The sequence below is a fragment of the Bacillus sp. JNUCC-22 genome, assembly GCF_018861275.1.
Lineage (GTDB): Bacteria > Bacillota > Bacilli > Bacillales > Bacillaceae > Bacillus > Bacillus velezensis.
Genome location: NZ_CP076408.1, coordinates 1,251,557 through 1,271,047, shown reverse-complemented (window position 1 = coordinate 1,271,047; position 19,491 = coordinate 1,251,557). Strand labels below are relative to the sequence as shown.

17 protein-coding genes are annotated in these 19,491 nt (G+C 49.1%); 4 read left to right on the top strand and 13 right to left on the bottom strand.

The genetic code is table 11. From position 1 onward, the window contains the following. Positions 1–107 precede the first annotated feature (107 nt). Together JNUCC22_RS06615 and JNUCC22_RS06610 are read left to right on the top strand one after the other, a co-directional pair. Positions 108–968, top strand: a complete 861-nt coding sequence (locus JNUCC22_RS06615; RefSeq protein WP_108654859.1) for a dimethylarginine dimethylaminohydrolase family protein — start codon at positions 108–110, stop codon at positions 966–968. A 70-nt stretch (positions 969–1,038) separates the two neighbouring features. Continuing rightward, complete coding sequence (locus JNUCC22_RS06610; RefSeq protein WP_216062223.1) at positions 1,039–2,088, top strand: lactonase family protein; 1,050 nt, start codon at positions 1,039–1,041, stop codon at positions 2,086–2,088. Positions 2,089–2,115: 27 nt separating this feature from the next. Here JNUCC22_RS06610 and JNUCC22_RS06605 read toward each other — a convergent pair whose 3' ends face one another. From JNUCC22_RS06605 to JNUCC22_RS06560, 10 genes are all read right to left on the bottom strand, one after another. After that, positions 2,116–3,087: an ABC transporter ATP-binding protein gene (locus JNUCC22_RS06605; protein WP_007610864.1), complete on the bottom strand. Its 972-nt coding sequence runs from the start codon at positions 3,085–3,087 to the stop codon at positions 2,116–2,118. Between the two features lie 3 nt (positions 3,088–3,090). Continuing rightward, positions 3,091–3,990, bottom strand: a complete 900-nt coding sequence (locus JNUCC22_RS06600; RefSeq protein WP_216062222.1) for a C40 family peptidase — start codon at positions 3,988–3,990, stop codon at positions 3,091–3,093. Continuing rightward, positions 3,987–5,084 carry a mandelate racemase/muconate lactonizing enzyme family protein gene (locus tag JNUCC22_RS06595; protein ID WP_216062221.1) on the bottom strand — a complete coding sequence of 366 codons (1,098 nt, stop codon included), beginning with the start codon at positions 5,082–5,084 and terminating at the stop codon, positions 3,987–3,989. The genes JNUCC22_RS06600 and JNUCC22_RS06595 overlap by 4 nt, the downstream gene beginning before the upstream one ends. Positions 5,085–5,090: 6 nt before the next feature. After that, positions 5,091–6,038, bottom strand: coding sequence for a S66 peptidase family protein (locus JNUCC22_RS06590; protein ID WP_216062324.1), 948 nt, complete (start codon positions 6,036–6,038; stop codon positions 5,091–5,093). Between the two features lie 75 nt (positions 6,039–6,113). Further along, positions 6,114–7,733, bottom strand: coding sequence for a peptide ABC transporter substrate-binding protein (locus JNUCC22_RS06585; protein ID WP_216062220.1), 1,620 nt, complete (start codon positions 7,731–7,733; stop codon positions 6,114–6,116). A 1-nt stretch (position 7,734) separates the two neighbouring features. Further along, positions 7,735–8,757, bottom strand: coding sequence for an ABC transporter ATP-binding protein (locus tag JNUCC22_RS06580; protein WP_216062219.1), 1,023 nt, complete (start codon positions 8,755–8,757; stop codon positions 7,735–7,737). 5 nt (positions 8,758–8,762) lie between these two features. Continuing rightward, positions 8,763–9,710, bottom strand: a complete 948-nt coding sequence (locus JNUCC22_RS06575; protein ID WP_017417615.1) for an ABC transporter permease — start codon at positions 9,708–9,710, stop codon at positions 8,763–8,765. A 5-nt stretch (positions 9,711–9,715) separates the two neighbouring features. After that, positions 9,716–10,642 (bottom strand): ABC transporter permease, encoded by a 927-nt coding sequence (locus JNUCC22_RS06570; RefSeq protein ID WP_007610853.1) that lies wholly within the window; start codon positions 10,640–10,642, stop codon positions 9,716–9,718. Positions 10,643–10,656: 14 nt separating this feature from the next. Beyond that, on the bottom strand, positions 10,657–11,481 hold the full coding sequence (locus JNUCC22_RS06565; RefSeq protein ID WP_007407248.1) for a M55 family metallopeptidase: 825 nt from the start codon (positions 11,479–11,481) through the stop codon (positions 10,657–10,659). A 155-nt stretch (positions 11,482–11,636) separates the two neighbouring features. Then, the gene (locus JNUCC22_RS06560; RefSeq protein ID WP_025284617.1) at positions 11,637–13,196 is read right to left on the bottom strand and encodes an MFS transporter; all 1,560 of its coding nucleotides are present in this window, start codon (positions 13,194–13,196) and stop codon (positions 11,637–11,639) included. A 286-nt stretch (positions 13,197–13,482) separates the two neighbouring features. On the opposite strand from JNUCC22_RS06560, the gene JNUCC22_RS06555 reads away from it, so the two are divergent. Together JNUCC22_RS06555 and JNUCC22_RS06550 are read left to right on the top strand one after the other, a co-directional pair. Continuing rightward, positions 13,483–14,832, top strand: a complete 1,350-nt coding sequence (locus JNUCC22_RS06555) for a serine protease HtrA (protein ID WP_216062218.1) — start codon at positions 13,483–13,485, stop codon at positions 14,830–14,832. 99 nt (positions 14,833–14,931) lie between these two features. Next, complete coding sequence (locus JNUCC22_RS06550) at positions 14,932–15,108, top strand: hypothetical protein (RefSeq protein ID WP_170919534.1); 177 nt, start codon at positions 14,932–14,934, stop codon at positions 15,106–15,108. Positions 15,109–15,195: 87 nt separating this feature from the next. Here the strand turns inward: JNUCC22_RS06550 and JNUCC22_RS06545 are convergent, their stop codons facing one another. From JNUCC22_RS06545 to JNUCC22_RS06535, 3 genes are all read right to left on the bottom strand, one after another. Further along, positions 15,196–16,167, bottom strand: a complete 972-nt coding sequence (locus tag JNUCC22_RS06545; RefSeq protein ID WP_072589006.1) for a glycosyltransferase family 2 protein — start codon at positions 16,165–16,167, stop codon at positions 15,196–15,198. Between the two features lie 11 nt (positions 16,168–16,178). Then, a complete protein-coding gene (locus tag JNUCC22_RS06540) occupies positions 16,179–18,338 on the bottom strand; it encodes a glycosyltransferase family 39 protein (RefSeq protein WP_072589005.1) in 2,160 nt (719 codons plus the stop codon). Positions 18,339–18,521: 183 nt separating this feature from the next. Next, positions 18,522–19,472, bottom strand: a complete 951-nt coding sequence (locus tag JNUCC22_RS06535) for a ring-cleaving dioxygenase (RefSeq protein ID WP_012117369.1) — start codon at positions 19,470–19,472, stop codon at positions 18,522–18,524. Between the last annotated feature and the right edge of the window lie 19 nt (positions 19,473–19,491).

Below are 19,491 nucleotides of genomic sequence, written 5' to 3'. Positions count from 1 at the left end.
TAAAATTTTAAATATTAAGTTGGTTAGATATTCTCTCATAAATGTTTCATTATTCATCACATCCGGGAATAATAAACGCACATTGAATACCGATAGGAGGATATCACATGAACGTATCCATTCCCAAATCCACGCGAAAACCGGCTTGCCACAGTGAGTTTGATGCTTTGCAGACAGTCATCTTATGCCGGCCGGAACACATGACCATCAAGGATATTATTAACGGAACGCAGAAACATTTCAAACAAGAAAATATTAACATACCCGTTGCCCTCAAACAGCATAGTGAGTTTATTGACATTTTAAGATCTCATCAGATTGAAGTCGTCCTGCTGCCTGCCGATCCCGCATTGCCTGAGCAGGTCTTCACCCGGGATATCGGATTTGTCTTAGGCGAGACGGCGTTTATTTCAAACATGGCGGCTTCAGTCCGGCAGGGAGAAGAAAAAGTGTTTCAAGACCTGCTTGACAATAAGAAAATCCCCTATACGCGACTGAAAAAAGCGAACATTGAAGGCGGCGACATCTTGATCGCAGACGGCACCGTTTACGCCGGGCTGAGCAAGCGCACGGATAAAGCGGCTGTCCGGGAGCTGCGGGAGGCGCTGCCGGAGATGACTGTTGTGCCGATCCCTCTCAAGGAGGATTTTTTACATTTGGACTGTGTATTTAATATGATCTCGGAAACGGAAGCGCTATACTGCAAAAATGGCTTGCGGCAGAAAGAAATTGATCTTCTCGCCGAACGTTTTGAGATGATAGAAGTGCCTGAAGAAGAGCAATTCACGCTCGGCCCGAATATCCTGTCAATCGGCAATCAGACAATTATCAGCCTGCCGCAGCACCATCATACGAACCGCGAGCTCAGAAAAAGAGGTTATACAGTCATTGAAACCGAGTTTTCCGAAATTATTAAATCAGGCGGTTCCTTCCGCTGCTGCACCTTGCCGCTTGTCAGAACATCTTAAACATTTACAAGGCAGTTTCCTTCAAGATACGTTAATATAGAGAAGACAAGACTCTAAAGGGGGAAACCGAATGGCTAAGTACATAGGATACGCGGGAACATATACAAAAGGCGGAAGCGAAGGCATTTATTGTTTTGAACTTGATACAGAAGTGAAACGGCTCAGCCGGCCGAAGCTGGCAGCAAAGCTCGGCAACCCGACATACGTCACTCCGAATTCTGATAACAGCATGCTGTATTCCATTGAAAAGGCAGACGGAAAAGGCGGTGTCGCAGCCTATCAGATTCATCAGAACAGCGGGGAATTAACTTTTGTGAACCACCAGCTGATTGAAGGCCCGTCTCCATGCCACGTCAGCATTGATGATAAACATGAATATGTGTTAACCGCTAATTACCACAGCGGAAAAGTGCACGCCTTTCCCGTCAATGAGGACGGAAGTCTGCAGGAGCCGGCTGCCGAAGCCGCTCATACGGGAACAGGTCCTCATGAAAGACAAGAGAAACCGCATACCCATTTCGCAGGCTATACACCTGAGCATAACTACATTGCAGCCGTCGATTTAGGGACGGATACGCTGTATACTTACCAAATGAAAAACGGTTCGCTCACAGAGGTGAAAACTCATTCTTTCACACCGGGTTCAGGGCCGCGCCACATCGTTTTCCATCCGGCGGAAAAATACGCCTATGTCATGACGGAAATCAGCAATGAAGTCATCGCGCTTGAATACAACCCGACCTTAGGTGAATTCAGAGAGCTGCAGGTCATTTCCGCTTTGCCTGAAGGCTTTACGGACAAATCGCAAGGCAGTGCGATCCGCATATCTAAAGACGGCAGATTTCTTTATGCCGCCAACCGCGGACATGACAGCATCGCCATCTATAAGATCAACCAATATTCCGGTGAATTGTCTCTTATTGAATGGGTGCCGACAGAAGGCAACTGGCCGCGTGATTTCGCGTTTGACCCTTCCGAGACATTCCTTGTCGCGTCAAACGAAGAAACGGGAAATCTGGTTTTGTTTGAACGTGATCCGGAAACAGGCAAATTGACTCTGCTTCAATCTGACATTCCGGTTCCGTATCCGGTCTGCGTGTCATTTCTGCATCAGGTTTAATCAAAAAAGAAAGCTGACTTTATATTGTCAGCTTTCTTTTTTGTATAAATGGCAGGCGACAAAACGCCCCGCCTTCACTTCTTCAAGCTCAGGCGTTATCTTACCGCAGAGCTCCATCGCTTCAGGACACCGCGTCCTGAATACACAGCCGCTCGGCGGGTTAAGGGGGCTCGGCAGCTCCCCTTTCAGAATAATCCGTTCACGCTTGTCCTCAAGAAGCGGATCAGGAATCGGGATTGAGGATAAAAGCGCCTTCGTATAAGGGTGAAGCGGTTCCCGGTAAAGCGCAGCGCTTTCTGTAATTTCCATCATGCGGCCCAAATACATCACGCCGATCCGGTCGCTGATATGCTTGACCATTGATAAATCGTGGGCGATAAATAAAAATGTCAGCCCTTTCTCTTTCTGAAGCCTTTTTAAAAGGTTGACGACCTGAGCCTGTACCGACACATCCAGCGCGGAAATCGGCTCATCCGCCACGATAAATTCGGGATGCAGAGAGAGCGCTCTGGCAATCCCGATTCTCTGCCTCTGTCCGCCGCTGAATTCGTGGGGATACCGGCTGCCGAAATCCGGATGGAGCCCGACAGCTTCAAGCAGTTCATCCGCCATCATCAGACGGGCTTTTCTTGTATTGTAAAGATTGTGAATTTCCATCGGCTCCATAATAATTTCCCTTACGGTCAGGCGCGGATTTAACGAGGCGTAAGGGTCTTGGAAAATCATCTGCAGCTTGCGGAAGAAGACCGACCGCTGTTCTGCCGCGGCACGGTGTATATCCGTCCCTTCATATGATACCGAACCGGCCGTCGGGTCATACAGACGGAGAATAACCCTTCCGAGCGTCGATTTACCGCATCCCGATTCTCCGACAAGTCCGAATGTTTCCCCTCTTTTAATGTGAAAGCTGACACCGTCGACTGCTTTTACGGCTTTCTTTCTTCCTGCGTCAAAATGCATTTTCAGCCCGCTGACTTCAAGGAGCGGAGATGCCGTCATTTTCTATTCCCCCTTTTCACTTATACAGCGGCGTACGGTGCATAATTCTTTTTCATAGACGGTTCCTTCCAAAGACAGCACTTCGATTGTTTTTCCCGTTTTCGGGGAGTGCAGCATCCGGCCGTCTCCCAGCGCCAAACCGACATGGTGGATCGCGCCTTTTCCTTCTTCATAGGCGAAAAACAAAAGGTCAGCCGGCCGGATATCGTTTACCGCCGCGCTGCATCCGGCTTTTGCTTGGTCCTTTGCATCACGGGGAAGGGCATAGCCGTTTGCTTTAAATATCGAATACATAAACCCGGAACAGTCAAACCCGAAACCGCTGAGTCCTCCCCATAAATACGGAAGCCCGAGAAACATCATGCCCGTTTCGATGACATCGGCCGCCCGTCCTTCCGTATGCCGGCACTCGTCTGCGTCAGCTTCATTTACGAACCGTTCTCCGAGCGGCGTCACCACCCGGAAAAAGCCTTTCTCACGTCCTGATGCCCGAAGACGCGTTAAGAAACTTACTTCCAAGTCCGGTTCGCCGTTTGTGTGATATAAAATAGCTGTCGGTTTGGTAATCCATACGGCGGGAGAAGATGTATGAAGGCCGTCTTTTGAAAGCTGGCTTTTTTTCATCCACCCCGGATATCCGCGCACATCCTTGTTTGAAGGCTGGCCGGGAACGGCGACAAAAGCCCATTCCCCTTCCTCTTTGAGAATGATCACCTCTTCCCCGAAAAGCGCTTGCGTTTGGACAAGGTTGTCTGTGCATAATTGCAGCCGCTCTTCATATCCCATAGACGCTAACCATTTTCTGATCTGCGGAGGGTTTTCGAGCATGGGCGTATCATACGAACGGGGAGATGACGGCAGCGTCCATACATTGGCTGCCGCCGCTGTAACGGCTGCTCTCATCTTTTCGCCTCCTCTTGTATCGACACACCGGTAATGCCGAGACCCGGTTCATCGGGAATCGTAATCTGACTGCCGCTGTATGTGATGCCGCCTTGAATCAAATCATCTTTCAGCATAAGCGGCGCATCAAAATCAAACCTTGTCACATTCCGTTTGGCCGCGGCAAAATGAGCCGCGGCGGTGATGCCGAGCTTGGTCTCAATCATGCTGCCGACCATGCATTCCACGCCGCACGTTTCCGCCATCGCATTGATTGTTTCCGCCTGCTTTATGCCGCCCGCTTTCATCAGCTTAATATTAATTAAATCGGCGCTTCTCGTCTGCAGCACGTGAAAGGCCTGACGGGGGGTAAAGACGCTCTCATCCGCCATAATCGGCGTGTCTACGGCATCTGTGACCTGCTTCAGCCCGGCGATATCGTCTTTATGAACAGGCTGCTCGACAAGCTCAATGCCGAGGCCGGCGTCTTCCATCTTTCGGATCGCAGTCACGGCTTCTTTCGGCGTCCAGCCTTGGTTGGCGTCCAATCTCAGTTTGACGTTTCCGCCGACACGTGATCTGATCGCCTGAATCCGCGCAACATCTTCCGATATGTCACCTATGCCGACTTTTATTTTTAAAATATGAAATCCTCTGTTCACATAACGGTCTGCATCCCCCGCCATCTCCTCAGGAGAATTAACGCTGACGGTAAAATCTGTTTCCAGTGTATTCCGATAGCCGCCGAGAAGCCGGTAAAGCGGCTGTCCGTGCATTTGCGCCCATCCGTCATATACAGCCATATCCACCGCGGCTTTTGCGCTTTGATTTCTTTCCAACAGCCGGCTGATATCATACAGAACAGCTTCCGTGCCGGAAAGGCTCCGTCCCAAGAGAGCGGGCTTCAGCACATCGTGGACGGCGCTTTCAATACCGTCCGCGCTGTCGCCTGTAATGACAACCGTCGGCGGCGCCTCCCCCCAGCCGGTAAGACCGTTGTCAAAAGTAAGCTTCACAATGACCGATTCAGCATTGTAAACCGTGCGCAAAGCGGTCTTAAACGGCTTTTTCAGCGTCACGGACATCCGTCCCGTTTGAATATCTGTTATCCTCACGCCTGATCACTCCCTTCCGGAAATCCCCGATTCAATCGTTACCGCTTTGGCCGCCGTATCCATAACCGCGCGGACTCCGATCGGAACGGCGAAGCTCGGTGAACAATGGCCGATTTTAAAGCCTTTAAGCGCAGGCTTCCCTGATTTGACAATGTAATCGTTCAGCACTTGCTCTAAGGTAAGGGACTTTTCTTTGTTTTTTGGTTCGCATTGGTGAAAATCACAGACCAGGATTCCGGCTGCGTCTGACAGTTTTCCGGCCATCTTTAATTGATTCAGCATTCTGTCGATTTGATACGGCTCCTCTTCAATATCCTCGATAAACAGCAATTTGTCTTTCGTATCAATTTCAAACGGCGTGCCGAGTGTGGACGTAATGAGCGACAGGTTGCCGCCTGCAAGCTCTCCCTCGGCCCTTCCGCCTGTCAGCACCTCAAGCGGAGAAATGTCCTCCGTATAGGTGAATTCCGTTTCTGTAAAAAGCTGATGATACGACGCTTTCGTCAGGGGATCAGCATTCTCAAGCCCGACATCCGTGCTCAGCATCGGGCCGTGAAATGTGACGAGCCCCGTATTTTGATGAATGGCGGTATGTAAAAACGTAATATCGCTGTATCCCCAGAAAATTTTCGGATTGCGGCGGATTAAGCCAAAATCGATGTCGGCGGCAATGCGGCCCGTGCCGAATCCTCCGCACGCGCATATCACCGCTTTGACATTCTGATCACTAAACATGTCATGGAGATCATCAAGGCGCGTCCGGTCTTCTCCCGCCAAATAGCCGTGACGGGTCTTCAGCGCCCGGCCGAGTTTCACTTGAAGGCCAAGCTCATTCTCTAAAAACAGCAGCGCGGTTTGCAGCGTCCCGCTCTCAGGCGGGCTTGCGGGCGCAATCACACCGACCGTGTCGCCTTTTTGCAGTGCTTTCGGTTTATGGTTCATGACTTTTTCAATCTCCTTTCCGGATTGAAAAGTGAAACACGCCGCTCCTTTAACGGCAAAAGAGCGGCATATGTTTCCGCTGTAAGATCAGGACTTTTCCGCCCATTTCAGATCAATGTAACCGACGGGGTGCCGGACAATGCCCTTCACGCCGCTGTTCTGCAGATGCACCTGATTGTAAAAGTAAATCGGAATGATCGGAGCCTCGTTCATGAGCAGTTTTTCCGCTTTATGCATGAGCGCAAAACGTTTTTTGGCATCGGCTTCCTGTTTTGCCTGCTTGATGTAGCCGTCGTATGCCGCGCTGCCCCAGCCGGTGCGGTTCATGGAATTATCCGTCTGGAAAGCCTCAAGAAAACTGATCGGATCTGCGTAATCCGGTAAAAATGAGCTTTGAGAGAACTGGAACTTCAGTCCTTTCTGCTCTTCTAAAAAGACGTTCCATTCCATATTGGCGAGCTTAACGTCTATACCGAGCACACTTTTGAGCTTCTGCTGAATCGCTTCCGCTATTTTCTTATGCTCCGGTTTTGTGCTGTATGTCAATGTAACGGCGGGCAGCTTGTCATAATGCTCTTCTGCCATGCCTTTTTCCAGCAGTTTTTTGGCTTCTGATTCATCCGGATTTAATAAACTGCCGCCCGCTTTGCGGAAATCTTTCCCGTCAGGCTGAGTAAATCCCGGGGATACAAAGGCATGTGCCGGCTTTTCACTGTTCTTAGTCACATAATCCGTGATTTCTTTCTGATCAATCGCTGCCGCGAACGCTTTTCTGATCTTTTCATTTTGAAACGGCTCCATTTTTACGTTAAAACGATAGAAATAGAGTCCAGCCTGATTCCACGTGCGGACATTTTTTCCTCCCATCAGCTGCTCGCTCAGCTCTGCCGGCACAAAGGCGGTATCCAAATCTCCCGACTGGAACATCTGATAATCGGTATTCCGGTCACTGACCATCGCCCAAGTGACTTTATCCAGTTTCACCGTCTTTTTATCCCAATACGTCTCGTTTTTGACCATCGTCATGCTGTCGTCATGCTTCCATTCCGTCAGTTTGAACGGCCCGTTGCCGACAAAGGTTTTTGCTTCAGTGAACCATTTCGGATCAGCCTTGGCGACCTTTTCATTAATCGGGAAATACGCCGGATTGGACACGACGCTCAGAAAATAATCCTGCGGCGCCGCCAATGTGACGATAAGCGTTTTTTTATCTTTTGCCGTGACTTTCACGTCTTCTTGTTTGCCTTTTCCGCTGTTAAATTCTTCTCCGCCTTTGATCATGTAGCCGAGAAAAGCGGAAGATGCGCCCGTTTTCGGATCGAGCATCCGTTTCCAGGCGTATACGAAGTCTTCCGCCGTAACGGGATCGCCATTTGTCCATTCGGCGTTATCACGGATATTGAAGGTATATGTCAGCTTATCAGCGGACACCTTCCAGCTTTCCGCCATGGCCGGTTCGGGCTTATTATCTTTTCCGAGCCTCGTCAATCCTTCCATGATGTTATTCAGCGGCTGCCAGGAAACATTATTAAATCCGATCGGCGGATCAAGTGAGGTCGGCTCATTTTCGTTATTGAGCCGCAGCACCGTTTCACCCCCCTGTTCTTTTGCTTTTCCGGGTTCTGTCCCCGCCTGTTCATTGGCTGTACAGCCCATCAGAGCAAACGAAACAACAGCAATCACACCGATCGCCCATCTCTTTTTCATTTCAATCCCCCTTTTCCTCTGCTGCCGTCAGCTGCTGCTTCAGCCGCTCTGCACGGTGATCCTGAAGCCAGCAGTTGACGATATGGCTTTTGGATTTCATGGTTGTTGCCGGGTATACCTTTTCACAGACGATCATCCTGTCCGGGCAGCGGGCGGCAAACGGGCAGCCCGGCGGCGGATCGAATAAATCAGGCGGCGTCCCGTCAATCGGCGACAGCTCACTATCCTCCATATCCAGCCGCGGCACTGAACGAAGCAGCCCCTTTGTGTATGGATGAGCCGGACGGTAAAAAATATCATGCCTCGTGCCGATTTCGGCGATTTTCCCCGCATACATGACGGCGACTCTGTCAGCGGTCTGAGCGACAACGCCGAGATCGTGTGTGATCAGAATAATAGACACGCCTGTTTTTCTTTGAATCTTCTTAAATAATTCAAGGATTTGTGCTTGAATCGTCACATCAAGGGCCGTTGTCGGTTCATCGGCGATCATAATTTCCGGCTCGCAGATCAGAGCCATCGCGATCACGATCCGCTGCCGCATGCCCCCGCTTAATTGGTGGGGGTACTGCTTCAGGCGGGATTTCGAGTCCGGGATACCGACCAGATCCAGCATGGCGAGAACTTCGGATTCAGCTTGTTTTCTTGTCATGGCGCGGTGTTCCAACAGCGCTTCTGAAAGCTGATTCCCTATGGTCAAAGTCGGATTGAGCGCCGTCATCGGGTCCTGAAAGATCATAGAAATATCGCGCCCCCGGATTGCCCGCATTTCCCGATCCGACATTTGGCAAAGGTCTTTCTGTTTAAATTGTATGCTTCCGGATTCAATCTTTGCCGAATGTTTCGGAAGAAGGCCCATCACGGCTTGTGACGTCACGCTTTTTCCGCAGCCCGATTCACCGACGATCGCAAACGTTTCACCTTTATATAAATCGAAGCTGACGCCTCTGACGGCTTTTACAGTGCCTCCGTATGTTGAAAAAGTAACATGCAGATTTTGAACGGAAAGAACTTGCTGCGCCATTTTTCCTACCTCCTCAGTTTCGGGTCTAACGCGTCCTGCAAGCCGTCTCCAAGTACGTTAAACGCGTACATCGTCAAGGAAATGAAAAAAGCCGGGAAAAACAGCCGCCACCAATGGCCTGATAAAATCGCCGGCAGCCCGTCGTTTGCCATGACTCCCCAGCTTGCAAACGGCGCCTGAATGCCGAGTCCGAGAAAACTTAAAAATGATTCGGCAAAAATCGCCGCCGGCACCGTAAGCGTCATTTGGACAATAATGGCTCCCATCGTATTCGGCAGCAGATTTTTCTTAATGATCCGAAATGTTTTCGCTCCAAACGTTTTCGAAGCCAATACGTGTTCATCATGCTTCATCCTCAGCACCTGCCCTCTGACAATCCGCGCCATGCCGACCCATCCCGTCACGGTCAGAGCGACGATAATGGAACTGAGCCCCGGCCCCATCAGCACCATTAACAAAATGACAACGAGCAGATACGGCAATCCGTAGAGAACCTCGATGATTCTCATCATGGCGCTGTCTGTCCGGCCCCCTTTGTAGCCGGCGACGCCTCCGTAGATAACGCCGATCAAAAAGTCGATCAGCGCCGCCATCACACCGACAAATAAAGAGATCCTCGCTCCGTACCATGTTCTTGTAAACACGTCCCGGCCAAGTTCATCGGTTCCGAACCAGTGTGAAAAAGACGGCGGAAGATTCTGCTCGGCGAGCGTCTGCCTTGTCACGCTGTGCGGTGATATCAGCGGACCGAACACAGCCGATAGAAACAGGCAGCATAATATCACAAGCCCGGCCATCGCCAATTTGTTCTTTTTAAGCCGCCGCCACGCATCCTGAGTGTAAGACAGGCTCGGACGCTTGACCGACTCGGTTTCACCCTTTCTTTCCGCGCCCGGCTGAAACCAGTCATCAGGCACTTCTGTGTGTTTTACCGTTTCTTGCGGGAGATTCATCAGGATCACCCTTTCTTATGAAGTTTTATGCGGGGGTCTAACAGGCCGTATGCCAAATCAACCAGAAACAGCAGGACGATCAGAATCACACTGTAAAATACGGTCGTTCCCATGATGACCGGGTAATCACGCTGATTGATGCTTTCTACGAAATATTTGCCCATTCCCGGTATGGCAAAAATTTTCTCGATGACGAAACTGCCTGTTAAAATACTTGCGGCAAGCGTCCCGAGTACTGTCACAACAGGCATAAGTGCGTTTTTTAAAGCGTGTTTGATCACAATTTTGACGGGAGAAAGCCCCTTTGCTTTTGCCGTGCGGATGTAATCCTGAGTCAGCACTTCGGCCATGCTTGATCTTGTCAGCCTCGCGATAATGGCCATGGGACCGACGGCAAGCGCAACAGTCGGCAGGACCATGTGAACGGGACTCGTCCAGGTAGCTGCCGGAAACCATTTCAGATGAACCGCAAATTGCTGAATCAGCAGCGTAGCCATAATAAAATTCGGAATGGAAATCCCAAGCACCGCAAGGCTCATGGCCGCATAATCGAGAAATCCGCCGCGCCTGAGAGCGGCCATTATGCCGAGCGCGAGCCCGGAAATAACAGCGATGATGATCGCCGTTATCCCAAGCTCAAATGAGACCGGAAACCCGCGTTCAAGCATAGCGTTTACACTGTCTGACGGTTTTTTAATTGAAGGACCGAAATCAAAGGTAAGAATGGATTTTAGATAGATGGCGTATTGAGTGATAAGAGGTTCGTTCAGATGATAGTAGGATTCGAGATTTCGCTGAACCGCTTCGTTTGTGCCCCGCTCTTCGTTAAAAGGCGAGCCGGGTATCACTTTCATCATGACAAATGTCAGAGTGGTGATGACGAGGACGGTCATAATCATGGCGATAAAACGTTTGATAAAATACCGCAGCAATGCCGTTCACCCCTTTAACAGAATGTTGTTCTCATGGCGAGTTCTGTCATGACGAGCATGGCCTGATAGGCTTCCGGCATGTCTTTTGCCTGAAATTGAACGATTGTCGTTCCCGGGATGATTTCTGTGCCCGGCATTAAATGGGCCCATTCAGCCTGTCCGTAGTTGGCAAATTCAATGCCTAATACAGGTCTTTCAGGCGGAGTCAGCGGTTTGACCTTATCTTTATTTTTGAGCGCATAGGCTGTTTTTTCGGTCAGGAGCCGTCCGGCTTTTTGAGGGGACAGACATTTGACCGCGGTTCTTGAAATGGTTTGTTTGACGGCGGCAGTCGTCACATTCGGGATCAGCTCCTCCGCCTCTTTTGCGGCGCAATCATCTCCGGCAGCCATGATGACAGGGACATCGTAAAATCCGGCGAGATAGGCATTTAACCCCAGTTCACCTACCGGCTTATCATTTATGTAAAAGTGGCGGACGCCGAATATCATGCTGTGCGACATGACGCCCGGCATCGACGCTCTCGCATGATAGCCGATAAACATCACGCCTGAATACGATTCATCAAGGCCCTGCATCATGGAAAACGGCTTGACATCCCCCGTAATCAGCTCTGCCTCAGGGTGAAGTTTTTCCGCGAGCAGATTATTCATCTTTGAGTGGCTGTCATTCACGGTCACTTCCGTGCATCCGTTATTAAACGCTTCTGCGATGCACCAGTTTGCTTCTTCGGTCATCAGAACCCTGCCGCGCTCATAATTGTGCATGCGGGAATTGACAAATGTTTCATCAGGCAGTCCGGAAATCCCTTCCATATCCACAGATAGATACAGTTTCATGTAATGCCTCCTTTTTTACTTAAAATTTCGATATTAAATTATGAATATTCTAACAAATTATATTAAAAAAGGATGAAACATGCAATATACCATTCTGCCATTATGGGAAAAAACAAACCCTTTTCACCGGGAAAAGGGTTTGCTGATAGAAAAAGTTACATACTGTTTTTGCTTATATGATGACGCTGAAACTGTCTGACCGCACTTCTGTATTCATGATCGGGAATGACCTGATGCCTGATCGGTTCAGGAGCCTGCGGCGAAGACTGTTCAGCCGCCTGCTTACGGACGGCATGCGGTTTATGCGCCAGCTTATGTCCCATGCCGGTCGCATTCATGACAAATGATAAACACACTAAAAGCAAGCTTAAGATGAAAGCAATAAGAAACAAATCGCTGTATGTCCCCATCAGCAGGTCATGCGGTGATTGTGTGCCGCGCGCGCCCCGAAGCGTGCCGGAAGCATCTCTTTTCGTAAAATACCCTATTAAAACAGGTGCGCCCATATAAATGAAAAGCCTCAAAAACTGAACTGCCGTCATGCGTTTCACCAGTTCCGGAAGCGGTCCGCCCAACGCGGCTCCCATCAGTCCGGCTGCCACAATAAGCCCTGTCCCGGCCGCCAGCATCACGAAAAGCCCCGCAAATAGAATAAGCGGTATATGATGATCCGCCGTCATCCATTGGAAATTCACGAACACCAGTATAACAGAGCCTGTTATGCCGAGCATGCCCGGACCGACTTTATCATATGCTAATGCACTGATGACAGCGGCGATGGCCACGCCTCCCAAAAGGCTCGCATAAAGGAATATCAGTTGAGTTTGTGACATATGATATGCGGTCTGAAGCTCCCCGTGAAATGCAGAAAGACTGACCGCTATGGAAATACTGCCCGCAGCGATCATGAAAACACCCAGAATCGGCTTTGGAATCAGCATAAGTTTAATCGAAATCAGCGCATGTTCGTTTCTGTACTGCATGATCAGCAAGATCAGAAGAATGACGATGCTTCCTCCAAATCCCGCCAATGTCTGCCATGATGAAAAGCCCCATTTCGGCAGATGAATAAATGTATAGGCGGTCAGCACGGCTGATACACCCGCTAACAGAAAACCGATGCCGTCAAATGGAGATTTTTCAGCATTTTTATGAGCGTCATCCCGCAGCCACATATAACTGAAAATGAGGCCGAAAAAAGACAGCAGGCCAAAAATGCCGAACAGCCAATGCCAATGGCCGGCGCTTGCCGCCGCCGTGCCTAAAACGGTTCCCATAATGACGGACCCGTAAAATCCGCCGATCAACACAAATAATGCGTAATTCCGGCGCTCAATCGGAAACGAAAGCACCAGCATCGGGATCATAATCATCAGCATAGTGCCCGCCGCAGCTCCCTGTAAAAAACGGCCCGCGGCGAGCGGATAAATATCATTTGTCACAGCAGCAAGGAGCGCTCCGATGACACCCGCGGCCATCGAAATCATATAGACAGGCCGGGAGCCGAATCTTTTTCTTAAATACGGCCCCGCCGGCACGAATAAGGCAAATGCCATATTACCGATAATAATCGGATGAAAAGAGTCAAAGTTTTCCCCGCCGACCGTCTGCCGGACAAGGCTTTGGACAGCCGAAAGAGCGGTATTCGACATCAGCCCCGGCCCGACCGCCAATACAGCAAGCAGAGAAATGATCCAGTGATGTTTTTCTTTCATGTGACAGCTCCTTTCTGACTATTTGACAAAGTGAAAAAGCTAACAGATCTCCCCCATTAGCTTGACAGAATTTTCATATCTTTTCATGTGAAGGATTGAACATAATATCTCATTTATTATTTCAAATCCGATGGAAATTGTCAATATAAAGCGCCGCCGTCCGATTTCGTCTTTTTCACAATTTCCCACAATCTTTTCATTATTATCCCACACTTTTTGTTTAAGATGGAGTCAGTAATAATAGGCAAATCATGCTATGATGAAATAGAGAAACGGAGTGAACATGATGGATAACTATCGTGATGAAAATCGGACAGACCAAAAAGAACAGGAAGTCCTTTTAGTAAAAGAAAACCCGCAGACGTCCGGACATTCCGCGCCGGACGAGGACAAGAAAAAACGAAGCTTCGGCTGGTTCAGACCGCTTCTCGGCGGAGTGATCGGCGGAGGGCTCGCCCTCGGCATCTATACATTTACGCCGCTTGGAGACCATCAGACTCAAGATACTTCCAATCCGGCTCCCGCTCAGGAAACGTCATCGGTAACCGCCAAGCAGACATCTTCTGAATCAGACAGCGGCAAATCGGCAAACAGCTCATCGGCAAATTCAAGCAGCATTTCGAATATGGTGGAAGACATTTCACCGGCGATCGTCGGGATCACCAATCTGCAGAAGCAGCAAAGCAGTTCCGATTTATTCGGATTCGGATCAAGCTCAGATTCAAACTCAAATTCATCGGGTGAAGATGCGGAAACAGGATCGGGTTCAGGCGTTATTTTTAAGAAAGCAAACGGCAAAGCGTATATCATTACGAATAACCACGTGGTCGAAGGCGCCTCTTCCCTTAAAGTGTCATTATATGACGGCACCGATGTAACAGCTAAACTCGTCGGCAGCGACTCTCTGACAGACTTGGCCGTTTTAGAAATCAGTGATAAACACGTGACAAAAACGGCAAGTTTCGGCAGCTCATCCGCTCTCAGAACGGGTGAATCCGTCATCGCCATCGGTGATCCGCTCGGAAAAGACCTTTCCCGCACCGTCACACAAGGCATCGTGAGCGGCTTAAACAGAACCGTCTCGATCTCTACGTCAGCCGGCGAGTCCAGCATCAACGTCATCCAAACCGATGCCGCCATCAATCCCGGAAACAGCGGCGGACCGCTCTTAAATACAGACGGCAAAATCATCGGCATCAACAGCATGAAAATCAGCGAAAGTGATGTAGAAGGCATCGGCTTTGCCATCCCGAGCAACGATGTAAAACCGATCGCCGAAGAGCTTCTCACGAAAGGACAGGTGGAGCGCCCTTATATCGGCGTGAGCATGATCGACTTGGAACAAGTGCCGCAAAACTATCAGGAAGGCACACTCGGGCTTTTCGGCAAACAGCTGAATAAAGGCGTTTATATTCGCGAAGTGGCGCAGGGCTCACCTGCAGCCAAAGCCGGATTAAAAGCAGAAGACATCATTATCAGCTTAAAAGGGAAAGAGACCGACACGGGCAGCGAACTTCGCAATATTCTCTACAAGAATACGAAAGTCGGCAGCACCGTTGACGTGAAGATTATCAGAAACGGCAAGGAAATGACGAAAAAAATGAAACTGACTCAAAAAGAAGAAACATCTTCTTAACAAAAATCCAAGGCAGCCGCCTTGGATTTTTTATATACAGATGAAACTTTAGGCCTGGATCAGCCGTATGACTTAGTGTACAAAGGAGGATACATACACATGAAACAAACCGGACTTTTGCTGGTCGTTATCGGCCTGATCTTACTGCAGCTGAGCATTCAGCTTCCTCAGCAAAACGCTGCTTGGGGAATGACGCTTGGTGCAAGCATTTTACTGAACCTTTCGGGAACCGGACTGATCATGCGCTCTCTGCACACGCAGACCGGCCGCAGATGAATAAAAAAGCCGCGGGACATTCTGTCATCCCGCGGCTTTTATTTCACATAAAAGCACCCTGTCCGCTGGCCGGACAGGGTGTTTCGGTTAAGACATATGCTGGTCCCGATAAATCTTTTCGTTTTTCATGCCGTACGCTTTTTGCACGATATAGAGCGGACGATCTTTTGCTTCGTCATAAATCCTTCCGATATATTCGCCGATCATTCCGAGCATTAATAGAACAATGCCGCTGAATAACAGCTGTATCACAATCAGAGAGGACCAGCCCGTAATGGTGCTGTTCGTAAACAGCTTCATGTATAAAACGATAAACATATAGAGAAAACCCGCTCCGGACATGATCATTCCCGCATAGCTTGCCGCCTTGAGCGGTTTATGAGAGAACGTTGTGATTCCGTCCATGGAAAGCTTCAGCATTTTTTTAAGCGGGTATTTCGTTTCTCCCGCAAGCCGCTCATCTCGTTCATATTCTACAGCAGTCTGCTTAAAGCCGACCCAGCTGACGAGTCCTCTGACAAAAGGATTTTTTTCTTTTAATCTTTTCATCTCATCACAGACTTTTCTGTCCAGCAGGCGGAAATCTCCGGTGTCGAGCGGAATATCAATATCAGTCACGCTCCGCAGCAGCCGGTAAAACAGAGAGGCCGTCTGTTTCTTGAAAAAGGTTTCTCCCTTTCGTTTCGTTCTGACGGCGTACACCACATCGTAGCCTTCTTTCCACTGCTCAATCATATCAAGGATTAATTCAGGAGGGTCCTGCAAATCGGCGTCAATGACGGCGATTGCATTCCCCTCTGCATAATCCATACCCGCTGTGATCGCGATCTGATGTCCGAAGTTTCTGGAAAAATCGATAATTTTCACTCTCGGATCAATCAGACTTTGCTCTCTTAAAATCTCAATACTGCGGTCTTTGCTTCCATCATTGACAAAGATCAATTCATAATGCTCTTTTGTTTGATCCATGACTTCTTTCAGGCGCTGATAGGTTGTCTGAATGACGAGTTCCTCGTTATAAACCGGGACGACTATTGAATATTGAATATGTCTGCTCATGTTTTTTCCTCCTATTCATCAGATTGAAGTTCGTATAATGAAGCTGACTGATTCATTCCGCCCGGCCCGCCGCTCATTCGGCTGTTTTTACCTGTGGCCTTGCTGCTTTTTGTATCAGCTGCATCATGATTTTTCGTTTTCTGATCTGTGCTTGATTGCCATTTATCTGAAGATACTTTCTTTCCGTTTTTCTCAACCCACTGCACAATATCGTTATTTCCGCCTTTGCCCATTCCGGATGTTAAGAAGTATTTTACTTTCCCTTGTTTTACGAGCTTTTTAAATTGAGTCAGCGTAATGGCCGGGTCAGATCCGCTGAATCCGCCGATCGCCATGACCGCTTTTTTCGTTTTAATAATGTAAGGCGCCGCCGTGTTGGAATCGGTTGTAGCAAATAGATAGTCCGCTCCGGCGTTATGTTTCTCTAAATAGTTGATCAGTTTTGTATTGACAGATGCGTTATCCATTCCCATGCCTTTTCCGCTTGTTGAAGCGAGCTGAGGGCCTGTTTCAGGCAATGAGCTGTTGCCTCCGTACAGAAGCGGTGTGCTCGCCCAATAAATCGGCATGACCATCAAGACGAGAAGGGCTGCAAGTGAAACATAGTAACTGAGCGGTTTTTGGCGCTGTTTGAATACGAACAGGGCGATTGCTGCCACTGCGCCGAGAACGCCTGCTCCGATGCTCCAGCCTGCTCCGATTTGATCATTGTAGTTTCTGAGGATAAACAGCTCAAATCCGGTTGTCACAAGAATAGCGGCCGGCAATAGCCAAGTTTTCCATCCCGCCTGCTTGCGGTACAGATGAACGAGGGCGACCCATCCCGCACCGACAAGTGCCGCGATCGGAGGCGCCAGCATAATGAGATAATAATGGTGGAAAAATTCTGCGACACTGAAGAATCCGGCAATCGGCACAAGCCACGCTGCCCAAAAGATCGTTTCCTTCTGTTCTGCTGATAATCGTCTTCTTTCTCTCGCCCCGGCGATCAATAAACCGGCCATTCCAAAAATCGCAAACGGCAGGAGCCAGCTGATCTGATCAGATAATTCCGTTTGGAAAAGGCGCAGCGGACCAGGGGTTCCCGTTCCGAACATTCCTGAACCTGATTGCATTTTCGAGCCGGTGCCTGCACCGCTTTTTCCTCCGCCGCCGGGACCGCCTCCGCCGCCATCTCCGCCGCTTGAAGGGCCTCCTTGACCGCCGCTTGGCATTTTCCCGTTAGATGGAGGTGCCGTCATACTGCCGTTTTGTGATTTGTCTCCGCTTGCTGAACTGCTGCTTGAAGACTGGCCAGGCGGCTTTTGCATTTGTGAAGAACCGCCGGAAGAAGACATCTCTTTCGATGCGTTTCCGTCCGGCCCGCCCTGGCCGCCGCCGGAACTTTGCCCTGTCAGCCGCTGAATCCCGTTATATCCGAAAGCCAATTCCAATACGGAGTTTGTCTGGCTGCTTCCGACATATGGCCTTTTGCTGGCAGGAATATTGTCAACAATGAGCGGCCATGACAATGAAACAGCTGTTAAAACGGCTAACGCGCTTACCAATGAAATGATTTTTTTCTTAATCGTGGTGTTTGCCGCAATCATATAGAACAGCAAGAAGGCCGGCAAAATCATATAAGCCTGAAGCATTTTTGTGTTAAAGCCTGCTCCGACGACAAAAAATGCCGCCAAAAGCCAGATCAGTCTGCCTTTTCTGATCGCTTTAAAGAGAAGCCATGTGGCGAACAAGAGGAAAAAGACCAGTAAAGCATCGACATTGTTCGTCCGCGCGACCGCTACTGCGATCGGTGTACACGCCATGACAAATGAGGCGATGCGCGCCGCCGTTTTTCCGAACGTCGGCTTTATTAATAAGTACATGAATAGAACTGAACCTACACCCGCCAATGCCTGAGGCAGGATGACGCTCCACCCGTGCATACCGAATATCAGCGCGCTGATCGTTTGTATCTGGTATGTAACAGGCGGTTTATCTACCGTGATAAACCCGGCTGCGTCAAATGAAGCGTAAAAGAAATTATGAAAGCTTTGAAGCATACTCGTTACCGCTGCGGTGTAATAAGGATTCACCGTATCGTCATTCCAGATGTTGTACATATTCAAGAATGCGGAAGCGAGTAAAATGAGAATTAAGACTGCGTCTATCTCGCGTTTTTTCATTTTCACCTGTGTTTTCACTCCTTTTGTTTAACTTTGAACAAGTGTAACAACCAAATGTGAAAAATTTATTAATAAACAAAGACAATTATTTTGCCGTTTACAAATAGGTAAAAAGAATGACAAAACGGGTAAAAAAGCAAAAAAAAGATGCCCCCGTCAAGCCGGGAGGCATCTGTCATGATTTCTGATTTACTGAATCGGTTTCAGCCGCGCTTCTATTTCAGAACGGCGGTGTTCGAGATAAGGCGGGAGCGCAACCGTTTTGCCTAGCTCTTCAGGTTTTTCATCAACCATAAATCCCGGACCGTCCGTTGACAATTCAAACAGAATTCCGTTCGGTTCCCGGAAGTACAGCGCTTTGAAATAATAACGCTCTACAATGCCTGAGTTGCTGAAACCTTCTTTCGTAATGATGCGGTGCCATAAAGCAAGCTCCTCTTCATTCTGAACGCGGAAGGCCACATGGTGCACGCTGCCTTTTCCAGGACGCTCGCGCGGAAGATCGTTTCTTTCAATGAGATGGACTTCTGTACGCGCGCCTCCGTTTCCGGATTCGAGCACCGTAACCGTGCCCCGGTCTTCATGCGTTTCTTTCCCGATTTCAGTGAAGCCCAGCACATCGGTTAACACACGCAGCGTCGGTTCTGCATACGGGACGGTCAATTCAACAGGACCAAGACCGCGGAAAGAATATTCTTCCGGTATGCCGCTTTGCTTCACCGCTTCACCGATGTCTTTTCCTTTTTCGTCAGCTGTCAGCACAAGCCGCTGTCCTTCATGATCCCAAAAAGCGAGTGTCTCTCTGCCCGCTATTGTCATGATGTCGCCATGAGCGACCTGATGCTCTTCAAATCGTTTTTTCCAATATTGAAGCGCTTGTGCATCCGGGACACGCAGGCCGATTGAAGAAATACTGTTTGTTCCCGCATGAAACGGCGCAATCCGCGGAATTTCGAAAAACGTCAATTCCGATCCCGGATTAGCTGTTTCATCACCGTAAAATAAGTGATACATCGTCGGTTCATCCTGGTTTACGGACTTTTTCACAAGCTTCAATCCCAGGATGTTCCGATAAAAATCTAAATTTTTCTGCGCATCAGCCGTCAATGCTGATACATGGTGTATTCCATTAACTTTCATTATGTTATCCTCCAGTCAA

Excerpts from the sequence above, each read along its gene's own strand:
- JNUCC22_RS06535 (WP_012117369.1), bottom strand. The coding sequence starts at position 19,472 with ATGAAAGTTAATGGAATACACCATGTATCAGCATTGACGGCTGATGCG.
- JNUCC22_RS06550 (WP_170919534.1), top strand. The coding sequence starts at position 14,932 with ATGAAACAAACCGGACTTTTGCTGGTCGTTATCGGCCTGATCTTACTG.
- JNUCC22_RS06575 (WP_017417615.1), bottom strand. The coding sequence starts at position 9,710 with ATGAATCTCCCGCAAGAAACGGTAAAACACACAGAAGTGCCTGATGAC.
- JNUCC22_RS06560 (WP_025284617.1), bottom strand. The coding sequence starts at position 13,196 with ATGAAAGAAAAACATCACTGGATCATTTCTCTGCTTGCTGTATTGGCG.
- JNUCC22_RS06600 (WP_216062222.1), bottom strand. The coding sequence starts at position 3,990 with ATGAGAGCAGCCGTTACAGCGGCGGCAGCCAATGTATGGACGCTGCCG.
- JNUCC22_RS06615 (WP_108654859.1), top strand. The coding sequence starts at position 108 with ATGAACGTATCCATTCCCAAATCCACGCGAAAACCGGCTTGCCACAGT.
- JNUCC22_RS06555 (WP_216062218.1), top strand. The coding sequence starts at position 13,483 with ATGGATAACTATCGTGATGAAAATCGGACAGACCAAAAAGAACAGGAA.
- JNUCC22_RS06605 (WP_007610864.1), bottom strand. The coding sequence starts at position 3,087 with ATGACGGCATCTCCGCTCCTTGAAGTCAGCGGGCTGAAAATGCATTTT.
- JNUCC22_RS06545 (WP_072589006.1), bottom strand. The coding sequence starts at position 16,167 with ATGAGCAGACATATTCAATATTCAATAGTCGTCCCGGTTTATAACGAG.
- JNUCC22_RS06610 (WP_216062223.1), top strand. The coding sequence starts at position 1,039 with ATGGCTAAGTACATAGGATACGCGGGAACATATACAAAAGGCGGAAGC.
- JNUCC22_RS06565 (WP_007407248.1), bottom strand. The coding sequence starts at position 11,481 with ATGAAACTGTATCTATCTGTGGATATGGAAGGGATTTCCGGACTGCCT.
- JNUCC22_RS06580 (WP_216062219.1), bottom strand. The coding sequence starts at position 8,757 with ATGGCGCAGCAAGTTCTTTCCGTTCAAAATCTGCATGTTACTTTTTCA.
- JNUCC22_RS06585 (WP_216062220.1), bottom strand. The coding sequence starts at position 7,733 with ATGAAAAAGAGATGGGCGATCGGTGTGATTGCTGTTGTTTCGTTTGCT.